General features: G+C 65.8%; 25 protein-coding genes. 17 read left to right on the forward strand and 8 right to left on the reverse strand.

What is annotated here, in order from left to right:
• The first annotated feature begins 3 nt into the window (after positions 1-3).
• The 8 genes from hemC (at position 4) to QQ25_RS05200 (ending at position 5,996) form a co-directional block, all read left to right on the forward strand.
• On the forward strand, positions 4-960 hold the full coding sequence (gene hemC / locus QQ25_RS05165; RefSeq protein ID WP_039314475.1) for a hydroxymethylbilane synthase: 957 nt from the start codon (positions 4-6) through the stop codon (positions 958-960).
• Entirely contained in the window at positions 957-2,645 is a 1,689-nt protein-coding gene (locus tag QQ25_RS05170) for a bifunctional uroporphyrinogen-III C-methyltransferase/uroporphyrinogen-III synthase (RefSeq protein WP_039377558.1), read from the forward strand. The genes hemC and QQ25_RS05170 overlap by 4 nt, the downstream gene beginning before the upstream one ends.
• An 86-nt stretch (positions 2,646-2,731) precedes the next feature.
• Positions 2,732-3,712 carry a porphobilinogen synthase gene (gene hemB / locus QQ25_RS05175; protein WP_039377559.1) on the forward strand — a complete coding sequence of 327 codons (981 nt, stop codon included), beginning with the start codon at positions 2,732-2,734 and terminating at the stop codon, positions 3,710-3,712.
• Entirely contained in the window at positions 3,709-4,143 is a 435-nt protein-coding gene (locus QQ25_RS05180; RefSeq protein ID WP_082017408.1) for a hypothetical protein, read from the forward strand. The genes hemB and QQ25_RS05180 overlap by 4 nt, the downstream gene beginning before the upstream one ends.
• 20 nt (positions 4,144-4,163) lie before the next feature.
• A complete protein-coding gene (locus tag QQ25_RS05185) occupies positions 4,164-4,529 on the forward strand; it encodes a hypothetical protein (protein ID WP_039377560.1) in 366 nt (121 codons plus the stop codon).
• On the forward strand, positions 4,519-5,004 hold the full coding sequence (locus QQ25_RS05190) for a transport-regulating membrane protein Mce1N (protein WP_039314486.1): 486 nt from the start codon (positions 4,519-4,521) through the stop codon (positions 5,002-5,004). The genes QQ25_RS05185 and QQ25_RS05190 overlap by 11 nt, the downstream gene beginning before the upstream one ends.
• A complete protein-coding gene (locus QQ25_RS05195) occupies positions 5,001-5,228 on the forward strand; it encodes a hypothetical protein (RefSeq protein WP_039314490.1) in 228 nt (75 codons plus the stop codon). Before QQ25_RS05190 ends, QQ25_RS05195 begins: the two co-directional genes overlap by 4 nt.
• 3 nt (positions 5,229-5,231) lie before the next feature.
• On the forward strand, positions 5,232-5,996 hold the full coding sequence (locus QQ25_RS05200) for an APH(3'') family aminoglycoside O-phosphotransferase (protein ID WP_039377561.1): 765 nt from the start codon (positions 5,232-5,234) through the stop codon (positions 5,994-5,996).
• A 16-nt stretch (positions 5,997-6,012) separates the two neighbouring features.
• Here the strand turns inward: QQ25_RS05200 and QQ25_RS05205 are convergent, their stop codons facing one another.
• Positions 6,013-6,876 carry an alpha/beta hydrolase gene (locus QQ25_RS05205; protein WP_039314496.1) on the reverse strand — a complete coding sequence of 288 codons (864 nt, stop codon included), beginning with the start codon at positions 6,874-6,876 and terminating at the stop codon, positions 6,013-6,015.
• 132 nt (positions 6,877-7,008) lie between these two features.
• On the opposite strand from QQ25_RS05205, the gene QQ25_RS05210 reads away from it, so the two are divergent.
• The 5 genes from QQ25_RS05210 to QQ25_RS05230 all read left to right on the forward strand — a co-directional run bounded on the left by QQ25_RS05210 (position 7,009) and on the right by QQ25_RS05230 (position 11,135).
• Entirely contained in the window at positions 7,009-7,878 is an 870-nt protein-coding gene (locus QQ25_RS05210; protein ID WP_039377562.1) for an oxygenase MpaB family protein, read from the forward strand.
• Positions 7,865-8,455, forward strand: coding sequence for a TetR/AcrR family transcriptional regulator (locus tag QQ25_RS05215; RefSeq protein WP_039377564.1), 591 nt, complete (start codon positions 7,865-7,867; stop codon positions 8,453-8,455). Before QQ25_RS05210 ends, QQ25_RS05215 begins: the two co-directional genes overlap by 14 nt.
• Before the next feature lie 62 nt (positions 8,456-8,517).
• Positions 8,518-8,709, forward strand: coding sequence for a hypothetical protein (locus tag QQ25_RS05220; RefSeq protein ID WP_101906254.1), 192 nt, complete (start codon positions 8,518-8,520; stop codon positions 8,707-8,709).
• Between the two features lie 93 nt (positions 8,710-8,802).
• Positions 8,803-9,246 (forward strand): pyridoxamine 5'-phosphate oxidase family protein, encoded by a 444-nt coding sequence (locus tag QQ25_RS05225; protein WP_276014082.1) that lies wholly within the window; start codon positions 8,803-8,805, stop codon positions 9,244-9,246.
• 59 nt (positions 9,247-9,305) lie between these two features.
• Positions 9,306-11,135: an HNH endonuclease signature motif containing protein gene (locus tag QQ25_RS05230; protein WP_082017409.1), complete on the forward strand. Its 1,830-nt coding sequence runs from the start codon at positions 9,306-9,308 to the stop codon at positions 11,133-11,135.
• Positions 11,136-11,225: 90 nt separating this feature from the next.
• On the opposite strand, the gene QQ25_RS05235 is transcribed toward QQ25_RS05230, so the two are convergent.
• Both QQ25_RS05235 and QQ25_RS05240 read right to left on the reverse strand, forming a co-directional pair.
• Complete coding sequence (locus tag QQ25_RS05235; protein WP_052235621.1) at positions 11,226-11,654, reverse strand: SRPBCC family protein; 429 nt, start codon at positions 11,652-11,654, stop codon at positions 11,226-11,228.
• A 106-nt stretch (positions 11,655-11,760) separates the two neighbouring features.
• Positions 11,761-12,357, reverse strand: a complete 597-nt coding sequence (locus QQ25_RS05240) for a TetR/AcrR family transcriptional regulator (protein WP_039377566.1) — start codon at positions 12,355-12,357, stop codon at positions 11,761-11,763.
• A 79-nt stretch (positions 12,358-12,436) separates the two neighbouring features.
• On the opposite strand from QQ25_RS05240, the gene QQ25_RS05245 reads away from it, so the two are divergent.
• Positions 12,437-13,867, forward strand: coding sequence for an ABC1 kinase family protein (locus tag QQ25_RS05245; protein WP_457920764.1), 1,431 nt, complete (start codon positions 12,437-12,439; stop codon positions 13,865-13,867).
• A 70-nt stretch (positions 13,868-13,937) separates the two neighbouring features.
• Here QQ25_RS05245 and QQ25_RS31295 read toward each other — a convergent pair whose 3' ends face one another.
• The gene (locus QQ25_RS31295; protein ID WP_234706234.1) at positions 13,938-14,114 is read right to left on the reverse strand and encodes a hypothetical protein; all 177 of its coding nucleotides are present in this window, start codon (positions 14,112-14,114) and stop codon (positions 13,938-13,940) included.
• 15 nt (positions 14,115-14,129) lie between these two features.
• Between QQ25_RS31295 and QQ25_RS05250 the strand changes: the two genes are divergently transcribed.
• Together QQ25_RS05250 and QQ25_RS05255 are read left to right on the forward strand one after the other, a co-directional pair.
• Positions 14,130-15,329 carry an ABC1 kinase family protein gene (locus tag QQ25_RS05250; protein ID WP_234711843.1) on the forward strand — a complete coding sequence of 400 codons (1,200 nt, stop codon included), beginning with the start codon at positions 14,130-14,132 and terminating at the stop codon, positions 15,327-15,329.
• Positions 15,316-16,497: a cytochrome P450 gene (locus tag QQ25_RS05255; protein ID WP_039377569.1), complete on the forward strand. Its 1,182-nt coding sequence runs from the start codon at positions 15,316-15,318 to the stop codon at positions 16,495-16,497. Before QQ25_RS05250 ends, QQ25_RS05255 begins: the two co-directional genes overlap by 14 nt.
• Here QQ25_RS05255 and QQ25_RS05260 read toward each other — a convergent pair.
• Genes QQ25_RS05260 through QQ25_RS05270 form a run of 3 tightly spaced genes read right to left on the reverse strand, consistent with a single transcriptional unit; the run spans position 16,487 to position 18,055 of the window.
• Entirely contained in the window at positions 16,487-16,825 is a 339-nt protein-coding gene (locus tag QQ25_RS05260) for a barstar family protein (RefSeq protein WP_039377570.1), read from the reverse strand. The genes QQ25_RS05255 and QQ25_RS05260 overlap by 11 nt on opposite strands.
• Positions 16,826-16,838: 13 nt before the next feature.
• Positions 16,839-17,651, reverse strand: coding sequence for an SDR family NAD(P)-dependent oxidoreductase (locus QQ25_RS05265; protein ID WP_039377833.1), 813 nt, complete (start codon positions 17,649-17,651; stop codon positions 16,839-16,841).
• Between the two features lie 8 nt (positions 17,652-17,659).
• Complete coding sequence (locus QQ25_RS05270) at positions 17,660-18,055, reverse strand: nuclear transport factor 2 family protein (RefSeq protein WP_039377571.1); 396 nt, start codon at positions 18,053-18,055, stop codon at positions 17,660-17,662.
• 117 nt (positions 18,056-18,172) lie between these two features.
• Here QQ25_RS05270 and QQ25_RS05275 point away from each other — a divergent pair, with 117 nt between their 5' ends.
• Complete coding sequence (locus QQ25_RS05275; RefSeq protein WP_039377573.1) at positions 18,173-19,003, forward strand: IclR family transcriptional regulator; 831 nt, start codon at positions 18,173-18,175, stop codon at positions 19,001-19,003.
• Here QQ25_RS05275 and QQ25_RS05280 read toward each other — a convergent pair.
• Positions 18,990-19,691, reverse strand: coding sequence for a fumarylacetoacetate hydrolase family protein (locus tag QQ25_RS05280; RefSeq protein ID WP_234711844.1), 702 nt, complete (start codon positions 19,689-19,691; stop codon positions 18,990-18,992). The genes QQ25_RS05275 and QQ25_RS05280 overlap by 14 nt on opposite strands.
• Between the last annotated feature and the right edge of the window lie 39 nt (positions 19,692-19,730).

The raw sequence follows: 19,730 nt of genomic DNA on the forward strand, positions 1-19,730 counted from the left end.
AGCTTGGTAAAAACGCGCGATACGGTAATCCGGATCGGCACCCGGGGTAGCCTGCTGGCGACCACGCAGGCCGGCACCATCAGAGACGCTTTGCTGGCTGCTGGCCATGCCTGCGAGCTCGTGATCATCTCCACCGAGGGTGACCGCAACCAGGGACCGATCGCCGAGATCGGCGTCGGTGTCTTCACCGCGGCGCTCCGCGAGGCGATCGACGACGGCCGGGTGGACATGGCCGTTCACTCGTACAAAGATTTGCCCACCGCGCACGACCCTCGGTTCGTCATCGCCGCGGTCCCGCCCCGTGAGGATGCTCGTGACGCGCTGGTGGCACGCGACGGAATGGTGCTCGGAGAGTTGCCGGCGGGCTCCGTGATCGGCACCTCGAGCCCGCGACGGGTCGCGCAGCTTAGAGCACTGGGTCTCGGTTTGGAAATCCGCCCCCTACGAGGCAACCTAGATACCAGGTTGAACAGGGTTACGAGCGGTGATCTCGACGCCATCGTGGTTGCCCGTGCGGGTCTGGCCCGTATCGGACGCCTCGAAGTGGTCACCGAGTCGCTCGAACCGGTGCAGATGTTGCCAGCGCCGGCTCAGGGTGCGCTCGCGGTGGAATGTCGCGCCGGCGACACCGAGCTGATTTCGGTGCTGTCGGAGCTGGATGACACCGACACGCGCGCCGCGGTCACCGCCGAACGGGTCCTGCTCGCCGAACTGGAGGCGGGTTGTTCCGCACCGGTAGGCGCGATCGCAGAGGTGGTCGAGTCGATCGATGAGGACGGCAATGTCTTCGAAGAGCTGTCGTTGCGCGGCTGCGTGGCGACGCTGGACGGATCCGACGTGATTCGTGCGTCCGGTATCGGAACTCCCGATCGGGCCGCCGACTTGGGTGTTTCGGTGGCCGCGGAGCTTTTCGAGCTGGGTGCACGCGAGCTGTTGGTAGAGCGCGGGAGTGAAGAATGACCATGCGAGGTCGCAAGGCGAAGCCCGGCCGCATCACCTTTGTGGGCTCAGGCCCGGGAGATCCGGGGCTGTTGACGGCACGGGCCCAAACTGTGTTGGCGCACGCCGAGTTGGTGTTCACCGATCCCGACGTCCCCGAGGCCGTGTTGGCCCTGATCGGCACGGAGTTGCCGCCGGCGTCCGGGCCTGCCCCGGCTGCGCCGGCCAAGGCCGAGGCTGCCGCAGAGGCCGCCGGTGCTGATGCCGCCGCAAGCCCCGATGCTGCGCAAGCCGCCGTCATCGCCGGTGGACCCGAGGTCCGCCCGGCTCTCGGCGATCCCGCCGAGGTGGCGAAGACCCTGATCTCCGAGGCCCGCCACGGCTATGACGTCGTGCGTCTGGTCGCCGGTGACCCGCTGTCGGTGGACGCCGTCATCACCGAGATCGGTGCGCTGGCCAGATCCCACATGAACTTCGAGATCGTCCCCGGGTTGCCCGCCACGAGTGCGGTGCCCACCTATGCGGGCCTGCCCCTCGGGTCGTCGCACACCGTGGCCGACGTCCGCGGTGACGTGGACTGGGCGGCTCTGGCCGCCGCACCCGGGCCACTGATCCTGCACGCGACCGCGTCGCACCTGCCGGACGCCGCGCGCACCCTGATCGAATTCGGCCTGGCCGAGGGCACCCCCGCGGTGGTGACCGCGAGCGGTACCACCTGCCAGCAGCGTTCGGTCGAGGCCACCCTCGGTGGGCTGACCGACAAGGCCGTGCTGGAGAAGCCGGCCGGTAGCGAGCTGGCGGGGCCGTTGGTCGGACCGCTGGTCGTGACCATCGGCAAGACCGTGGCCAACCGGGCCAAGCTGAACTGGTGGGAGAGCCGCGCGCTGTACGGCTGGACCGTGCTGGTGCCGCGCACCAAGGATCAGGCCGGCGAGATGAGTGACCGGCTGGTGGGCCACGGTGCCCTGCCGATCGAGGTGCCGACCATCGCCGTCGAGCCGCCGCGCAGCCCCGCGCAGATGGAGCGCGCGGTCAAGGGTCTGGTCGACGGCCGGTTCCAGTGGGTGGTGTTCACCTCGACCAACGCCGTGCGTGCGGTGTGGGAGAAGTTCAACGAGTTCGGCCTGGACGCGCGGGCGTTCTCGGGCGTGAAGATCGCGTGTGTCGGGCAGGCCACCGCCGACAAGGTGCGGGCTTTCGGCATCAATCCGGAGCTGGTGCCGTCGGGCGAACAGTCCTCACTGGGGCTGCTCGACGAGTTCCCGCCCTTCGACGAGGTTTTCGATCCGGTGAACCGGGTTCTGCTGCCCCGTGCCGACATCGCCACCGAGACGCTCGCCGAGGGTCTGCGTGAGCGTGGCTGGGAGATCGAGGACGTCACCGCCTACCGCACCGTGCGTGCCGCTCCGCCGCCGGCGCAGACGCGCGAGATGATCAAGACCGGTGGTTTCGACGCGGTCTGCTTCACCTCGAGCTCGACGGTGCGCAACCTGGTCGGCATCGCCGGCAAGCCGCACGCCCGGACCATCGTGGCCTGCATCGGACCGAAAACTGCTGAAACCGCAGCGGAATTCGGCCTGCGGGTTGATGTGCAGCCCGAGTCGGCGGCGGTGGGGCCACTGGTCGACGCACTGGCCGAGCACGCTGCACGTCTGCGCGCGGAGGGTGCGCTGCCCCCGCCGCGTAAGAAGAGCCGCCGCCGCTAGACAGGCATTCGCCGAAACGGTATTCCAGCAGGGCCTCACTCGAAGTTTTCCTGCTGGAATGCAGTTTCGAGGATAGGAGAGGCGTAATGGGATACCCGAGACACCGTCCCCGTCGTCTGCGCTCCACGCCGGCGATGCGTCGTCTGGTGGCCCAAACCTCTTTGGAGCCACGGCATCTGGTTCTGCCGATGTTCGTCGCCGACGGTATCGACGAACCACGCCCCATCTCCTCGATGCCCGGAGTGGTGCAACACACTAAGGATTCGCTACGCCAGGCGGCCGCCGACGCGGTGGCCGCGGGTGTGGGCGGGCTGATGATCTTCGGCGTGCCGCGCGATGAGGACAAGGATCCGACCGGCGCCGTCGGTGTCGATCCGGACGGCATCCTCAACGTGGCGCTGCGGGATCTGACGAAGGATCTCGGTGACGCCACGGTACTGATGGCCGACACCTGCCTCGACGAGTTCACCGATCACGGACACTGTGGTGTGTTGGACGGGGCCGGCAGGGTCGACAACGACGCGACCAACCTGCGCTATGTGGAACTTGCTGTGGCACAGGCGAAATCCGGTGCCCACGTGGTGGGCCCCAGCGGGATGATGGACGGCCAGGTGGCCGCCATCCGTGACGGGCTCGACGCGGCCGGCCATGCCGACGTCGCCATCCTGGCCTACGCGGCCAAGTTCGCCTCGGCGTTCTACGGCCCGTTCCGGGAGGCGGTGTCGTCCAGCCTGGAGGGGGATCGGCGTACGTATCAACAGGATCCGGGCAACATCCGCGAAGCCGTGCACGAGATCGAGCTCGACATCGACGAGGGCGCCGACATGGTGATGGTCAAGCCCGCGATGAGTTATCTGGACGTGGTGCGTGCCGCTGCCGATATTTCACCGGTACCCGTTGCGGCATACCAGATTTCGGGTGAGTACTCGATGATCTGTGCGGCTGCGGCGAATGGCTGGATCGACCTGGAGGCGGCGGCGTTGGAGTCGTTGACCGGAATCCGGCGGGCCGGCGCCGACATCGTGCTGACCTACTGGGCGGCCGATGTGGCCGGCTGGCTCGCGTGACCGAACAGGTGACCGAGCAGCAGGAAAGCCCGGCCGGTCGTCCGGAGGACGTCGACACCGGGTTCTGGTTGTGGACGGCTGCGCTGGTGCTCATGGTGGTCGGCTATCTGATCGATGCGTTCACGGGATCCGCCGGTGGCGTGCAGCGGTCGGTGACCGTCGTTTTCTCGGTCATGTTCCTGGTTGTGCTGTCGTCGATCGTGGTCGCCTTCCTGTTCCTGATGCGCCAGGGATATCGCTGGGCCCGCACTGTGCTGACCAGTGGAGGAATCGTCTCTGTCCTGCACGCGATCAGCAGCCTGTTGACCGGCGAACGCCAAGATGCGGCCGCGGTGGGCTACGCCGTCACCGCGATCGTCGGATCGGTATTGATCGCGGGCGGGCTGTACCTGCTGTACCGCAAGGATGCCGACGGTTTCTTCACCCGCTGATTCGCTACGCTTTGCCGACAATGCCCTCATCTCCAGCGTCGCGCCGCGCGACCATCACGTTCAGTTGCTGGTTGGTCGGCGCCGTGTTGTTGATCGCGGGCGGAATGCTCGCAGTCTCGATGGCACCGCCCGGCGCGAACACGATGCTGTACCGCGGGCTCGGTGTGCTCACCGCGGTCGCTGGGCTCGGAATGGCTTTTCTGGCCGGCCGGAGCCGCTCGGATGATCCACGCTACCGGCGCGCCGCGATGGCATTGTCGCTGGCTATCGTGGTTCTGGTGCTGCTGACCGGCCTCAACGTTCTCGTGCTGGTCGCGCTGCTCCCGCTCATGGTGGGTACCGGGCTGAGCGCGCTGCCGGAGCGAAGGGGTGACGATGGAGAGTGAACCGGTGAACAAAGTTGCCTCAGAGGTGCTGTTCTACGAGCAGGGCGCCAGCTGGGCCTGGCTCCTGCTGGGGCCCTTCGCCGGTGTGGGCATGGGGATTTTGCAGATGACCGGCGGATACGGCTACGACCTGTGGATTCCGATCCTGTTCCTGGTGCTCGTGTCGGGCTTCGTCGCCATCCAGATCAAGGCCGCGCGTATCCACACCTCGGTCGAGTTGACCGCCGACACCCTGCGACAGGGTGCCGAGATCCTGAAGATCGACGAGATCGTGCTGATCTACCCGCCGGCGTCGGGCTCCGAGTCGCCGAAATGGCAGTCCGACAGGGCCCTCGGCGAGCTCTCCGGAGTGCCCCGGGGCCGCACCGGGATCGGGCTGAAACTCACCGGCGGTCGCGGGGCCCAGGCCTGGGCGCGCAAGCATCGGAAGCTGCGGGAAGTGCTGACGCCGTTGGTCGAGGAGCGCACTCCGTGAGACGCCGCGCTGTCCTGGAACTCGTCGTAGCGGTCGTCGCGGCGGTGGGCTGTGTGCTGAGCTGGATCGCGGCGATGTCGACGGTCGAGGTTGCGCCGGTGCTCGACGGTGAGCCGGCCACGACGGCCGTCAGCTATTCGGCGCCGCTGCTGGTGCTGGCGCTGGCACTCGCGGGTCTGGCGGGTGTGCTGACCGTGCTCGCCATCGCCCGGTTGCGCCGCTGACCCGTGACCGAATGGCTCCCCGTCACGCGCGGTGAATCCGGCGCCGGGGTGTTCCGTTGCGCGGACGGCTCCCGGTACCGGAAAGTGGTCGGCCCCGCGGCCGTCGCAGACCTGGCCGGCGAGCGGGACCGCATGTCCTGGGCGCACGATCACGGTCTGTCCGTTCCGGAGGTGATCGACTGGGGCGCCACCGGCGACGGCGGTGCCTTCCTCGTCAGCAGTGCCGTCGGCGGCGTCGGGGCCGATCGGCTCACGGAAGCGGCGCTGCGGTCTGCCTGGCCCGCGGTGGTGGACGCGGTCCGCACTCTGCACGCCATCGCGGTCGAGGACTGTCCCTACCGGCGCGACCTGGACGACATGTTGGCGCGGGCTCGGTCCGTCGTCACCGCGGACGCGGTCAACCCGGAGTTTCTGCGCGACGAAGACCGGGACGTCCCGCCCGGTGAACTGCTGGCCCGCGTCGGACGTGAGGCCGGTCTGCGTCGCCGCCAGGAGGTCGCCGATCGGGTCGTGTGCCATGGCGACCTGTGCCTGCCGAACATCTTGATCGACCCTGACCGGCTCACTGTCGAGGGGTTCGTCGACCTGGGCCGGCTGGGTCTTGCGGACCGCCATGCCGACCTGGCGCTGTTGTCGGCCAATACGGCGGACACGTTTCCCGGGTTTGCCGAGGGCGCCGCGGCGGGCTTGGCCGCGGGTTATCCGGCGGCTATAGACGACGAGCGGCTGCGGTTCTACCTCGCGTTGGATCCATTGACCTGGGGGTGAAAGCCCAAGGCGGAGTTCAGGAATCGAACCAGGCAAGCTCGTCGGACAAGTGTGCGCGCCAGAAGTCCTGATCGTGGCCGCCGGGGTAGAAACCTACGGCTGGCGTCCTGGGCAGTTGATTGACGAACATTCGGGTCGCGGCGTAAAACCCGTCCCCGGTGCCGCAGTCGATGCGGAGCGGGATCGACCCCAGTGCAGGCAGCAGCCTCAGCGCCGAGTTCTGCTGCCAGTCTTCGAGGCTGTCGAAGGCGTCGGGCGGCGCGCCCCAGTACGTCAGGTACAGCGCCGGGCTGATTGCGCAGACCGCCGCGGTGCGCGCGGCGCCAAGTCTGGCACCCAGCAGCATGGCGCCGTAGCCGCCCATCGACCAGCCCATGAAGGCCACTCGCGAGGTGTCGATGCCCTTGGTGGCCAGCATCGGGATCAGCTCGTTGAGCACCATCGCCCCGGAGTCCTCCCCGGAGGCTCGACGGCGCCAGAACGAGTTGCCGCCGTCGACACTGACCACCGCGAACGGCGGCCGGCCGGCCGCGGTCAGCTGGGCCAGCGCTTCTGGGATGCCCAGGCTCATCACGCCGGCGGCGTCGTTGTCCATCCCGTGCAGGGCGATCACCGGGCGCAAGGGGCCGTGCTGGCCCGGCGGGCGGGCGATGATCCAGTTGGTTTCGACACCGCCGCGGGCGGCGGAGGTGAACGACCCCGAGTCGCGGGTGGGCAACGGGGCGCCCGCGGAGGCCGGTTGATTGGGGCCCGGTTGATGGGGGCCCGGAGATGCGCTGGGCGTAGGCGGGTCGAGCAAGCTGCCCAATGCCATCAGTCCCGCGGCACCCGCACCGGTGACACCTAGACGCAGCGCGTCGCGGCGGGTCAGCGAGGTCACTTGCGCATCATTCCAACTATGGGTCTCAGCAGGCGACCGGTCCGGCCACAGCGCGATAACGCCGTCCACCCTGTCGGTGACCCCGGTCACAGACCTCTTGGTACAAAGTACGAAATCTGTAACACTGTGCCCATGACCGAATTGGCCGAGCAGCCGCAGCAGACCGACGCCCTGCCACTGGGCCCGCAATCGCTGGTCTGGAAGTACTTCGGCGACAACCGGATGTACCTGATCGGACCGCGCCCGGCCGTGTTGCAGAACATGCTGGCCGAGCTCGGCCAAGGGGTGCTGGACCATTCCACGTTCTTCGCCGACACCGCCGAGCGGCTCAAGCGCACGATCCCGCCGATCTTCCGCACCGTCTATGGCACCGAGGACGACAACGCAGGCACCCAGGTGCGCGACTTCCACCACCACGTGAAGGGCGATATGCCCGGCCCCGACGGCGAAGTGGTCGGGCGCTACCACGCGCTGGATCCCGACACGTACTTCTGGGCGCACGCGACGTTCGTCGAGCAGGTTCTCTACTTCGCCGACACCTTCGTCAAACGGCTCAGCGATGCCGAGAAGGAACAGATCTACCTGGAGTCCAAGACCTGGTATCGCCGCTACGGCGTCAGCGATCGGCCCATGCCGGCCACCTACGCCGAATTCGAGCAGTACTGGGAGCGGATGCTCAACGAGGTGGCGGTCCCGCACAAATCCGCCCGCTACGGCGTCGGCTATGTCACCAAGGGGTTCCCATGCCCCAAGGCCGTGCACCCGGCGGTCTGGCGCGTCGTCTCCATGGTGTTCAACCCGGCCGCGGCGTTCCTGACCGCGGGGGGCCTGCCGCCACGCGCCCGTGACCTGCTGGACCTGCCGTGGAGTGAGCGCCAGGAATGCAACTACCAGCGGTTCGCGGCGTTCTGGCGATCCCGCCCGGTGAACTGGGTGTGGGATCATCTACCGATGAGCGTGCGCTACAACAAGTTCGCGCAAAAGGGCTATGCGGGAGCCTGATTCGTCGACGGCGATCCTGGACGCGGCCCTCGTCGAATTCGAGCGGCACGGCCTGCGCCGTGTCGCGCTCGACGACGTCGCGCGTCGAGCCGGGGTCAGCCGCACCACGATCTACCGCAGGTTCGCCAACCGGGACGAACTGGTGGCGGCGGTGATCGAGCGGGAGAACGTGGCGTTGTTCTCCGATATCGCCAACGAATTGAAAAATGCGGGGCCGCAATCGAATTACTATGTCGAGGCGTTCACACTATCGATCCTGCGGTTCCGTCGGCACCATGTGCTCAACCAGCTGATCGCCGATGAGCCGGCCCTGGTCATGGAGATGATGCACGCTCACTACGGCGCGGCGATCGAGCGGATGGCCGCCGCGCTGAAGGTGATCTTCCCAGCGGGGTTCGCCGAGCGGATCGGCGAACCGGCGGTCAACGACCTGGCCGACACCATACTGCGTTATGCCGGAATGGTTCTGCTGCTGCCCAGTGTCGAACCCCTCGATACCGCCGAGGACATCCGGGCCTTCGCCACGCGGCATTTCCTACCCAGCCTGCCGACGTCACTTCGCACCGTTTCGGCCTGATCCGGCCAGGCGCGGCCGCGCCCGATTGTTTGGTGGCTCACACTTTCGGGCAGCCGTTAGGTATGACCACCGAAAAGCCGCGCGTAACGGAAGAACACCACAAGCAAGCCGAACGCGTCATGCAGTCCTATGACGACGACAGGCCCACAGTCACGCTGCCCGGCAGCGGCGGCACGGTCTCTGGCACCGCGGTCAATGACTGGGTCGACGATGACGGCAAGCCGATCTACGGCCGATCCGACCGCGACGAGTAACCGCGAACCGGCGCCGACGCGAGCCACGGGTTGCCTAGTGTGGCTGTTGTGACGGTGACTCCGCTGGAACGCATTGCCCCTGCCTTCGTGACGATGGCCCATGAGATCGTGTGGGCGTCTGTGGCCACCGTCGACGCCGACGGCCAACCGCGCAGCCGCATCCTGCATCCCATCTGGGAGTGGGACGGAACGGACCTCTTCGGCTGGATCGCCACCGTGCCCACTCCGATCAAGCGAGCCCACCTGGCGGTCCACCCGCACGTGTCGGTCAGCTACTGGACGACGAACCACGACACCTGCGCCGCGGACTGCCTGGTGGAGTGGTACACCGACGACGAGACCTGCACCCAGGTGTGGAATCGCTTCGCCGACGGCCCCGCGCCGGTGGGCTACGACCCGCGCATCATTCCGCAGTGGAGCGACGGACCGACGTCCGATCAGTTCGCGGCGCTGCGGCTGACTCCGTACCGGCTACGCGTCATGCCGGGCACGGTCATGACGGCGGCGTCGGGTGAGGTGTTGAACTGGCGGGCGTGAAACCCGGACCACGTGCGTCCGCGAGCTCTATCTGAGCGACCCAACTTGTCGGTGGTCGAATGTATGTTCGAATCATGGAGGCGGGTGCGGTTGAGGCGGTGGCGGGGTTGCGGGCCGCGTTCGACGGGTTGGCCGCGTGTGATTTTGGGGCGTTGACCCGGGCGCAGGTGTTGGCGGTGCTCGACGAGTACGAAACGCTGATGTGTCAGTTGCCGGGGCCGTTGCATCGGTTGTTGGCCCAGCTGCAAGCCGAGGCCACGCCGCGGGAGTTGGGTGCCAAGTCCTGGAACGCGGTGCTGCGGATCCGGTGGCGGTTGTCGAGTGCTGAGGCCGGGCGCCGGCTGGCCGAGGCTGCCGAGTTGGGGCCACGCCGCGCCGTGACCGGGGAACCTTTGGCTCCGGTGTTGCCGGTGGTGGCTGTCGCCCAGGCGGCTGGGTTGATCACCGGTGATCACGTCAAAGTGCTGCGCGACGCGGTGGGTGATCTGCCCGGTTTCGTCGATCAGACCACGCGGGAGCAGTTCGAGGCCGACCTGGTGCGGGTTGCGGTCGGGGTGGGCCCTAAGGAGCTCAAGGAGACTGCCGAGTTGCGGTTGTTCCTGCTCGATCAGGACGGACCCGAACCCGACGACATTGAACGCGCCCGCAAACGCGGCGTGACCGTGTCCAAACAGGGTCGTGATGCGATGACCGCCCTGACCGCCAACATGACCCCCGAAGCGGCCGCAGTGTTCGAGGTCTTGTTCGCCAAGTTCGCCGCCCCGGGCATGTGCAACCCCGACGATGACGAACCCTGCACGTGTGGCACCCCGAGCCAAGCTCAGATCGACAACGATCACCGCGGCCTGGCTCAACGCCAACACGATGCGCTGCTGGTGATCGGACGGATCGTGTTGATGAGTGGGGATCTGGGTCAGCTCAACGGGCTGCCGGTGTCGGTGATCATCCGCACCACCCTGCAAGACCTCGAATCCCGCGCCGGGATCGGCGTCAGCGGTGGTGGCACCAAACTGCCCATCAAAGATGTCATCCGAATGGGGGCTCATGCCAATCATCATTTGGCGGTCTTCGATGAGGCCACCGGGGCGGCGGTGAACTATTTCCGGGCCCGCCGCATCGCCAGCCCCGCGCAGCGGATCATGTTGATCGCCCGCGACGGCGGTTGTACGAAACCGTGCTGCACCGTCGGCGCCTATGGCTGCCAGGTTCATCACGCCGCCGCGGATTGGGCTGACGGGGGCAACACCAACGTCGATGAGATGACCCTGGCCTGTGGCCCCGACAACCGCATGGTGCACACCGACGGCGGCTACACCACGACAATCAACGCCCGCGGTGAGGTCGAATGGCACCCACCTGCCGGTCTCGACCACGGTCAGTCCCGGATCAACTATCACCACCGCCCCGAACTACTGCTCACCCCACCCGACCCAAACCCCACATCCACGCCCACACCCGAGGTCGACCCTCAACCCGGCACCACCGCAACCCCCGAACCCGAACCGCAGTGGGAACCCATTCCTGACCTGACACAGCACCACGACCCGGAGCCAGCCTCCGACCCGGTGTGGGAACTTGAACCCGACCTTGCGCCCACCCCCCAACGGGATCCAGACCCCGACTGGGACTTGGCGCCCGACCACGTGCCGCAACCGCACTGGGACGAATGTGACCTGGAATCGGACCAATGGGACCTGGAGCGCGACAGAAACTTCGACCAACCCGCCCCGATCCCACCCCATGAGCAATACCTCTGGGACACAGAATCATTCGACCCCGCAATCCCACCCGGCTGGGAACTGCTGCACGGCACGCCACCGCACGACCCCGACCCATGGCAACCCATCGACAACCACGCCGTCACAGGCAAGGCAATACGCGGGCCCTAGACATCTAGGCAAGCCAGCCGCTTGCCTGCTCGCCGCTCACGGAGGCCAGCAACTGGTTGCGGCGTGGATCTCTGAGTCCACGCCGATGGATCAGGTGCGTCGGCGTGCCATGCGAACAACGCCCGCACTGGCGATGCGCATTGCAATGGCGACCAGAATCTGTGTGCCCGGGACGATTGTGCGGAAACTGATCGCCGTCGAGATCACGCTGCCGCCGTCGGCGGGGTCGACGGTGATTTGACCCGTGTACTCCCGAAAGGGCAGCCCCGACACGAGGCTGTACCGCAGTACCCTCGGCGGGTCGAACCCCGTAATTCGTTCACGGATAACCGTTCCGAACACGTGAAGCGCGCGGATCGCGCCCACACCGTTTGGATCGGGGCTACCGGTAACTTCCAGAATCACCTTGAGAGAAGGAGTCCACTCGGACATCCGTTCATGGTCGGAGATAATGTTCCAAACGGCTGCTGGTTCTGCGGCGACCCGGCGAACATCGGTGTAGCGGTAGGTCCGTCCCATCTGATCAGACAATCACTGCCCACGTCTGGTGTCGAGGATCGTCGCGTTCGTGAAGCCACGATTCCCCAACTGCGTGAGATCGCAGCTTCGCCGCCGTCGCGCCAAATCAGCCGAGAGATTGCACGCGCGCCGCGAGGGTGGCCGTCCACTCCCTCAGGTACTCGTCGTCTGACGAGGACGCGGTTGAACGGCGGAAAAGGTTGGAGGAGAAGCGTTCTCCTAGCAGGCTGTTGATTCCGAGCGACGCCAGAACTCTTGTCTGTTCGGGTGACTGGCTCGGCGCCCAGGCGCTGATCCATCCATTCAGTTCTTCGCACAACCCATCGACGAGCGCGGCGTACGCGGTGTCGAGGCGATCGGACAATCCTGCGGGCGTGCGGGCAGCGATCTGGAGCAGCTCGCTTTCCTGGTCGATAACCGTAAGCACGTAGCGACCCAGCACGGTCAGCTCGCTATGAAGGTCCCCGAGTCCGGCGAAGAGCGCGCGGATGTCCTGCATGGCCGAGCGTCGGTCCAGTTGGCGGTCGATGCCAGCTGATAGGAGCGCGTCCTTGGATTTGAAGTGGCGGTACAGAGCCCCCGAACCAGCTGACAAGCCTGCTGCGGCTTCGATCTGGGACACGCTGGTGGCTTCAAATCCTCTGTCGCTGAACAGCTTCATCGCCTCGGTGACCAGTCGATCCCGAGTGGATCCGGCTGCCATTGTTGACCTCCTGAAAGTGATCACTTACTCTGCGTATGAATGCACTTTACTACGAGTCCAACTCGGTAGGAGCGATTCGATGCCAGATCACGACAAGCATGTGCCGCAGGGCCGACTCCGGCGGACGATGCCTCTGGCCGGATTCACGGCCCGCGCTGCCGGTGGTCGCCTGGTTGCAGAATTGCAACAGCGGGCGGGCGATGATGGTGCGGTGCAGCGGTTTCATGAGCGCACCGCCGAGCGTTATGTCGAAATACTCGGCCACTCCAAGGGCGCCCTGATGAAGGTCGGCCAGCTGATGTCTCTGATCGACCCGTCAGACGTAGGTACCGGCGGATTTGGGCCGTACCAACATGCGCTGGCCCGCCTTCAGGCTGATGCTCCTCCCATGGCGGCGGCACTCGTACATGACGTGTTGAACGATGAACTCGAAGACGGCGTACGTACATTCGCCGAGTTCAGCGACGAGCCGATTGCGTCGGCCTCCATAGGCCAAGTGCACCGCGCAATTCTTCCCGATGGACGCGACGTCGCGGTCAAGGTGCAGTACCCCGGTGTCGCGCAAGCGATACGTGAGGACCTCGCGAACACGGAGCTCATCGCCACGTTCTTGCGATTTGCCACCTCGGCCTCGGGGATCGTCTTCGACCCACGCGAATTGGCGCGCGAGTACACCGCTCGCATCGCTGAGGAAGTGGACTACCGGCGCGAGGCGAAAATGATCGCCGCATTTCATCGGCTGTATGTCGACCACCCGTTCTTTCGTCTTCCTGACATCGTCGGACATGCCTGCACGGACCGGGTCCTCACGATGAGCTACATGGAGGGAATCGGTTGGGGCGCAGCACAACAGGCCGACCAGGACCTCAAGAACCGCTGGGCCGAAGTGGTTACACGGTTCAGCTATTCGAACCTACGGCACAGTAATCTGCTGCACGCTGACCCGCACCCGGGCAATTATCGGTTCGGCAATGACGGCAGCGTCGGGTTCGTCGACTTCGGCTGCATAAAGGTATTGACGGAACAGAAGCGCAGACTGTGGATCTCGGTCGTGCGCAACACTATCGACAAGCGCCTCGACAACCTGCGTGCCGACGTGATCGAAGCAGGATTCATCAACGATGACTCTCCGATGAGCGGCGCGGAACTCTGCGACTTCTGGACTCAAGTGTTCTACGACGTCATCGCGGCTCCACAGCCTGTCACCTACACGGTCAAGAGCACCGCACGAACTACCCGGTGGATGTTCAGCCCCGACTCCGCTAATCCGCTGTCCCGCATGTACGTGCCCGACGCCTACGCCTTCGCGCCACGGGTGAACCAGGCGCTGACGAACATTTGCGCCAAACTGTCCGCGACATTGCCCGCCCGCAGCATCGTCGACGACATGGACGGAGTTGCTGAACCGACAACCGAACTGGGCAAGCTTCATCACGCATGGGTTCGTGAACGGGGTCTGCCGGGCGCATTCGACGACCACACGGTCGCACGGGGGTCGGCTCGATGCTGACAACCAGCTCGCCCTGTCTGTCACAACTGAGCATCAAGGCACTGCGACGGATGGAGGTCGGATGACATCCTCAGACAAGCATGTGCCGCAGGGCCGACTCCGGCGGACGATGCCTCTGGCCGGGTTCACAGCTCGTGCTGCCGGTGGTCGCCTGGTTGCCGGCCTGCGCGAACGCACCGGTGACGATGGTGCGGTGCAGCGGTTTCATGAGCGCACCGCCGAGCGCTATGTCGAAATGCTCGGCCACTCCAAGGGTGCGTTGATGAAGGCCGGCCAGATTCTGTCGATGGTCGAAGCCGATGCGATTGGCAACACTGGGTTCGCTCCGTATCAGAAGGCGCTGGCCCGGCTGCGCGCCGATGCACCGCCCATGACGCCAGATCTCGTCCACGCCGTTCTTAACGACGAGCTCGGCTCACCTGCCGAATGTTTCGCTGAATTCGACGATGAGCCGATCGCAGCCGCATCTATCGGACAGGTGCACCGAGCAGTGCTGAACGATGGTCGCGCGGTGGCGGTAAAGGTTCAATACCCCGGTGTGGCACAGGCGATCCGCGATGACCTTGCCAACACCGAGCTACTGATCACATTCATGCGCCTTGGCGCCGCGGTAACTGGAATGACCGTCGACATCCGTGAGATGGCCGCCGAGATTACCGCGCGCATTACCGAGGAAGTCGACTATCGGCACGAGGCCGCGATGATCACCGCTTTCGCCGACCTACTGCGGGACCATCCGTTCATCCGTATCCCCGAGGTCATCACGGAAGCATCCAGCGAGCGAGTGCTGACCATGACCTATCTCGACGGGATGGATTGGGCCGCAGCTCAACAGGCTGATCAGGATCTGAGAAACACCTGGGCCGAGGTGATCTTCCGTTTCATCAACAGTGGGTCCCGCCATGGCAATCTTGTTCAGGTCGACCCACATCCCGGTAACTTTCTCTTCAGCCCGGACGGCACCGTCGGTTGCCTGGACTTCGGCTGCGTTCAGACTTTCACTGAACGACCACGCTGGCTGTTCCTCGCGTTGATGCATGCCGGGATGGAGGGGCGCTACGACGATTGTCACGACCTGATGCTTCAAATGGGGCTCATATCGGCTGAGTCATCGCTGAATCACGAGGACCTGCGTCGCATCGTTTCCGACATGACACACGCGACCGCCCAGCCGCAACCGGTGACTTACACACCGGAGCACATGGCGCGAAGCCTCCGAGCCTTCCTCGGCGACCAGAACTCCACGCACATGACGGTGACCCGCGAGTTCGTCTTCTTGCCCAGGCTCCAGATCGCATTCGATCACATTGCCGCAGGGCTGCGGGCCACCGTCCCTGTGCGGTCCATCCTCGAAGACCTGTCCGGAATCGCCGCGCCCACTACCGAACTCGGGAAACTACACCACGCGTGGGTACGCGGACGCGGGTTGCCCTGCGGATTGGATCACCATGATCACCCCTGACCTCACGGCTCCACGGCTTCCGTGGGATGCCGCCGATCCTTACTCGTTCTACGACCTCCAGCGCCGCGAAGGTGCTGTTGTGTGGGACGACGCCGCCCAGGCGTGGCTGGTCCTCGGCTATCACGCCGCCCGCGGAGTACTCGCCGGAACACACTGGACAAGCGACCCCCGCGCGAACACGGCTGCCGCCGGCGCAACGGAATTCTTCACTTCCACCTTCGTCGACGCCAGCATGCTGTTCACCGATGGCGCGGCCCATGACCGGTTGCGCGGCGCAGCACGGGATGTGTTCGGCCGTGGATTCGTCAACCGGCTCAGCGACGGTATCGAATCCATCTGCCACGACACTGTTTCCGCGGTTCCCACGGGCCAAACCTTCGACGCGATGGCGCAGATTGCGCTCCCGCTGCCGATCGCGGTCATCGGCGCATGGCTGGGGCTGGGCACCAATCAGTGCATGGCATTGCGCGAACATTCGCCGACGATCATTCGCATCCTCGGCGGATTCGCGGATCAGGAAGAACTCGAACAGGGCATCGGGGCGGCCGCGGTGCTCCTCACCGATATGCTGCCCGCCGCTGCTGACCGTCGGGCCCATCCCCGCGACGATCTGCTCAGCTACCTCGCGGCCGATCCCGATCTCACACTCGACGAAGTCGTCATCACCGCCATCCTCATCGCGGTCGCCGGGCACGAAACCACCGCAAACCTGCTCGGCGCCGGCCTCATCCGGCTACTCACCCCAGATGATGACGGTACGTGCCTGGCAGAAGGGATCGACCCCGCGGAACCGGCAGTCGTCACTGAGCTGTTGCGCCTCGACAGCCCGGTTCAGGCGACTGCGCGTACTGCCACCGCTGACCAGACCATCGCGGGTATCGACATTCGTTGCGGCGAAACGGTCCTGGCTTGCGTAGCGGCTGCCAACCGCGATCCCGCTGTATACGACGACCCGGGGGTTTTCCGTCCCGACCGGCCCGGGCCCGCGCCGCTGACCTTCGGTCACGGGGCCCACTACTGCCTGGGTGCGCCGTTGGCCCGGCTCGAAACAGCTACCGCCCTTGGTCACATCTTGCGGCGCCGGCCGGAACTCGCGGACACTCCCACCTGGCGCGACACACCGGCCATTCGAGGACCGTTGACCGTCCCTCTTCGCCTCAATGCATGAGGTCGTTCAGAACCAGCACGATGACTTCTTCCAGGCTGTTCAGCCGGGCCCTGTGGTTGACTGCCTCGACGGCCGAAATGACAGTGCGCACGACACTTTCGGGGCATGATGCCAAGCCCGTGACATGAAGCTCGATGCGATCTTCCGGGGTGTCGAGGACAACGCTGCTCATCCCGTCGTCCGGATACCGCAGGCTCGACCAGCAATCCACCAAGGCCGGGTAATTGGCGCCGTAGAAATCCGGGAATCCGAACGCCTTCTTCAGAACGGCATGCAGTTGCTCGGTCGTCTTCGTTCCGCTCAGATCGACTGAAATCTTCTTGTCCATAGGTGAGTCAGTTTCACTGGCCCATCGCCGCGGTGACCGCTTGGGCGATGAAGCGCACGGCATCATTGCGGCTGACCGAGGCCATCAGCTGTGCGGCGGCCTGGATCTCTGGGCCCACCAGGCAGGTGGGGCCTTCGGTGAGGTTGGCGAAGGCCGTCGCCACCACGTCATCGACCGCAGCCGCACCCGACGGCGTTTGATCCGGCGAGTCGATCTGGCCGCGTTCGTACTCGAGCTTGCGCAGTGCGGGAGTGTCAGTCTTGCCGAGGATCAGCCCGAGCACGTCAACGCCCTTGTCGTGCAACTCAGTCCACAACGCTTCGGCAAACACCATGTCGAACGCCTTGCTCGCCCCGTAGGCCACCATGTTCGGGCCGCCGGCGAATCCGGCGCCGGATCCGAAGATGACGATGCCGCCGCGGCCCCGCTCCACCATCGGTTGTGCGTAGTGGTGGCACAGCTGCATCGGCACCATGCAGTTGCGCTGCACCAGTGATTCGGCATCCCCGATGGGACTGGTCAGGAAGGGCGCGAAGCGCGGATCGGCCCCGGCACAGTAGACCAGGAAGCCGATGTCCAGATCCGAGGTCGCTGAGATCACCTCGTCGGCAGCCCGGGGATCAGCCAGATCGATTGCCAGCGTACGGGTTTGCACGCCGGTACGCGACGCGATGCCGGCCGCCACGTCATCGAGGACGGCCTGTCGTCGAGCCAACAGCACCACGTTGAGACCGCGACGCGCCAACTCCTCGGCCATCGCGGAGCCGACGCCGTCGGAGGCGCCGGCCACAAGTGCCCAGGGCCCATACTTGTCTGTGAATTCCATCGTGCCCATCAGATGGTGGAGACTCGGACCGGTGTGAAGTGTCGTCGCGCGATACGCCAGCCGTCGGCGGTTCGCACCAGCTCGTCGTCGTAGAAGCCGACGGCGTTGACTCCGGAGTTGTTGTCCTGAGCCATGATCAGCGCGTCGACGTAGGTGCGGGCCGCTGCGGTGTCACGGTCGACGGCGATCGCGTGGTTGCTCAGCCGGTGCAGGGTATGTCCGGCCATGGCGTGGGTCTGGTCCATGAACTCGGTGACCGCGTCCACGCCGTTCCACGCGCCGATCTCGCCGTAGTCCAGCACGCAGTCATCGGTGAACACGGTGCGGAACAGTGGCCAGTCGCGGCGGTCGATGCCGGTGGCGTAGCGGACCAGGACGTCGACGATGTCGTCGCGATCGCTCATCGCACCTACCTGTTCTCGAATAATCGAGATACTCTCTCGAATGGACACAGCCGACTGTAAGAAACGGCCCGAGAGGAGTCAAGGGTGCGCGGTGCGAGCTCGGCGCCCACGAGCCGGGTGCTCGATGTCATCGAGTTGCTGGCGAGCTCCGGTGACGAGCGCCTGCGGTTCTCCGATGTGGTCGGCGCTCTGGAGCTCACCCAGGCCACCGCACACGCGATCCTCAAGACCTTGTGCGATCGGGGCTGGCTGATTCGTGACCCTGTCGACAAGACATTCGCGCTCGGACCGGGGCTGGCCGTGGTGGCGGCGCGAACTGAGGCGGCACGACCGCTGGCACATGCCGCCCGTATTGCCGCGCAAGAGCTTTCACGACAGCTCGGATTCGCAGCCTCTGTGGTCGAACGCGTCGAAGATGAGCTTGTGATCACGGCGTTCGAAGGTGTCGGCCCGCAGCCGGCCAGCGCACCGGGGGATCGCATCCGGTACGCGCCGCCGTTTGGCGTCGCGTTCGCGGCCTGGGACTCGCCCGCCGAACAGCGAGCCTGGATCGACCGGGCGCCCACGGCGAGCGATGCGCTCACCGAACGGCTCAACGTGGTACTCGCCCAGACCCGGGAGCGGGGCTTCGATGTGGACTGGACGACACCCGACCTGACGCGGGCGGCACAGGTGATGGGCTCGCTGTCGAGTGACGGACTGCCCGACCACGTCCGGGGCATCACCGATCAACTGCTCGCCGAGTTCACCACGATCGGCCTGGCCCCGGCGGGCGACGCTGCCGGCGGGTCGCAGCCGGTGGCCACGATCGCCGCGCCGGTCTTCGATGCCCACCGCCGGGTGGCACTGATCCTGTCCGTTCACCCGCTGCGGTCGATGACCCCGCGTCAGGTGGACAGCACGGGGCAGCGGGTCAGGCGGGCTGCCGATCGGCTCAGCCGATCGTGAAGGTGAACTCCGCTACGCCGTCGACACCGCCGGACACCACGTCGCCGCGTCGCATCGGCCCGACCCCGGCGGGTGTCCCGCTGTAGATCAGGTCACCGGGCGCGAGCTCCACCGCTGTCGAGATGGCGCTGATGACCTCCGGGACCGTCCAGATCAGGTCTTTGAGGTCACCGTGCTGCTTGAGCTCGTCGTTGACCCGGAGCCAGATCTCGCCGCTGGTCGGGTGCCCGACTTCGGCGACCGGATGGATCGGGGTACACGGGGCAGATGCGTCGAAACCCTTGGCCCAGTCCCACGGACGGCTGAGCTTCTTGGCCTCGTCCTGCAGATCGCGGCGGGTCAGATCCACGCCGACGCCGTAGCCCCAGACCAGGGCCAACGCGTCGGCCGGAGTCACGTCGCGGCCTCCCTCACCCAGCGCGACGACGAGCTCGATCTCATGGTGGAACGACGACGTCAGCGATGGGTAGGGCACTGTACCTGTGGCATCGATCACGGCGTCGGCCGGCTTCATGAAGAAGAACGGCGGCTCCCGATCGGGATCTTTGCCCATTTCGCGGGCATGGGCCGCGTAATTGCGTCCGACACAGAACACCCGCCGCACGGGGAAACGGCCCGGCCCGTTACTCACCGGGAGCGACGCCTGCGGTGGGGGTGGGATCACGAAGTCGGCCATGGTGTCCATCATGGCCGCCACTCCCCGCAGACGTGACGCTCGGCAAAGGAA

The organism is Mycolicibacterium setense (genome assembly GCF_000805385.1).
Classification (GTDB): Bacteria; Actinomycetota; Actinomycetes; order Mycobacteriales; family Mycobacteriaceae; genus Mycobacterium; species Mycobacterium setense.

Excerpts from the sequence above, each read along its gene's own strand:
- QQ25_RS05170 (WP_039377558.1), top strand. The coding sequence starts at position 957 with ATGACCATGCGAGGTCGCAAGGCGAAGCCCGGCCGCATCACCTTTGTG.
- hemB (WP_039377559.1), top strand. The coding sequence starts at position 2,732 with ATGGGATACCCGAGACACCGTCCCCGTCGTCTGCGCTCCACGCCGGCG.
- QQ25_RS05185 (WP_039377560.1), top strand. The coding sequence starts at position 4,164 with ATGCCCTCATCTCCAGCGTCGCGCCGCGCGACCATCACGTTCAGTTGC.
- QQ25_RS05190 (WP_039314486.1), top strand. The coding sequence starts at position 4,519 with ATGGAGAGTGAACCGGTGAACAAAGTTGCCTCAGAGGTGCTGTTCTAC.
- QQ25_RS05210 (WP_039377562.1), top strand. The coding sequence starts at position 7,009 with ATGACCGAATTGGCCGAGCAGCCGCAGCAGACCGACGCCCTGCCACTG.
- QQ25_RS05215 (WP_039377564.1), top strand. The coding sequence starts at position 7,865 with ATGCGGGAGCCTGATTCGTCGACGGCGATCCTGGACGCGGCCCTCGTC.
- QQ25_RS05220 (WP_101906254.1), top strand. The coding sequence starts at position 8,518 with ATGACCACCGAAAAGCCGCGCGTAACGGAAGAACACCACAAGCAAGCC.
- QQ25_RS05225 (WP_276014082.1), top strand. The coding sequence starts at position 8,803 with ATGGCCCATGAGATCGTGTGGGCGTCTGTGGCCACCGTCGACGCCGAC.
- QQ25_RS05230 (WP_082017409.1), top strand. The coding sequence starts at position 9,306 with ATGTATGTTCGAATCATGGAGGCGGGTGCGGTTGAGGCGGTGGCGGGG.
- QQ25_RS05235 (WP_052235621.1), bottom strand. The coding sequence starts at position 11,654 with ATGGGACGGACCTACCGCTACACCGATGTTCGCCGGGTCGCCGCAGAA.
- QQ25_RS05240 (WP_039377566.1), bottom strand. The coding sequence starts at position 12,357 with ATGGCAGCCGGATCCACTCGGGATCGACTGGTCACCGAGGCGATGAAG.
- QQ25_RS05245 (WP_457920764.1), top strand. The coding sequence starts at position 12,437 with ATGCCAGATCACGACAAGCATGTGCCGCAGGGCCGACTCCGGCGGACG.
- QQ25_RS05250 (WP_234711843.1), top strand. The coding sequence starts at position 14,130 with ATGAAGGCCGGCCAGATTCTGTCGATGGTCGAAGCCGATGCGATTGGC.
- QQ25_RS05255 (WP_039377569.1), top strand. The coding sequence starts at position 15,316 with ATGATCACCCCTGACCTCACGGCTCCACGGCTTCCGTGGGATGCCGCC.
- QQ25_RS05260 (WP_039377570.1), bottom strand. The coding sequence starts at position 16,825 with ATGGACAAGAAGATTTCAGTCGATCTGAGCGGAACGAAGACGACCGAG.
- QQ25_RS05265 (WP_039377833.1), bottom strand. The coding sequence starts at position 17,651 with ATGGAATTCACAGACAAGTATGGGCCCTGGGCACTTGTGGCCGGCGCC.
- QQ25_RS05270 (WP_039377571.1), bottom strand. The coding sequence starts at position 18,055 with ATGAGCGATCGCGACGACATCGTCGACGTCCTGGTCCGCTACGCCACC.
- QQ25_RS05280 (WP_234711844.1), bottom strand. The coding sequence starts at position 19,691 with ATGATGGACACCATGGCCGACTTCGTGATCCCACCCCCACCGCAGGCG.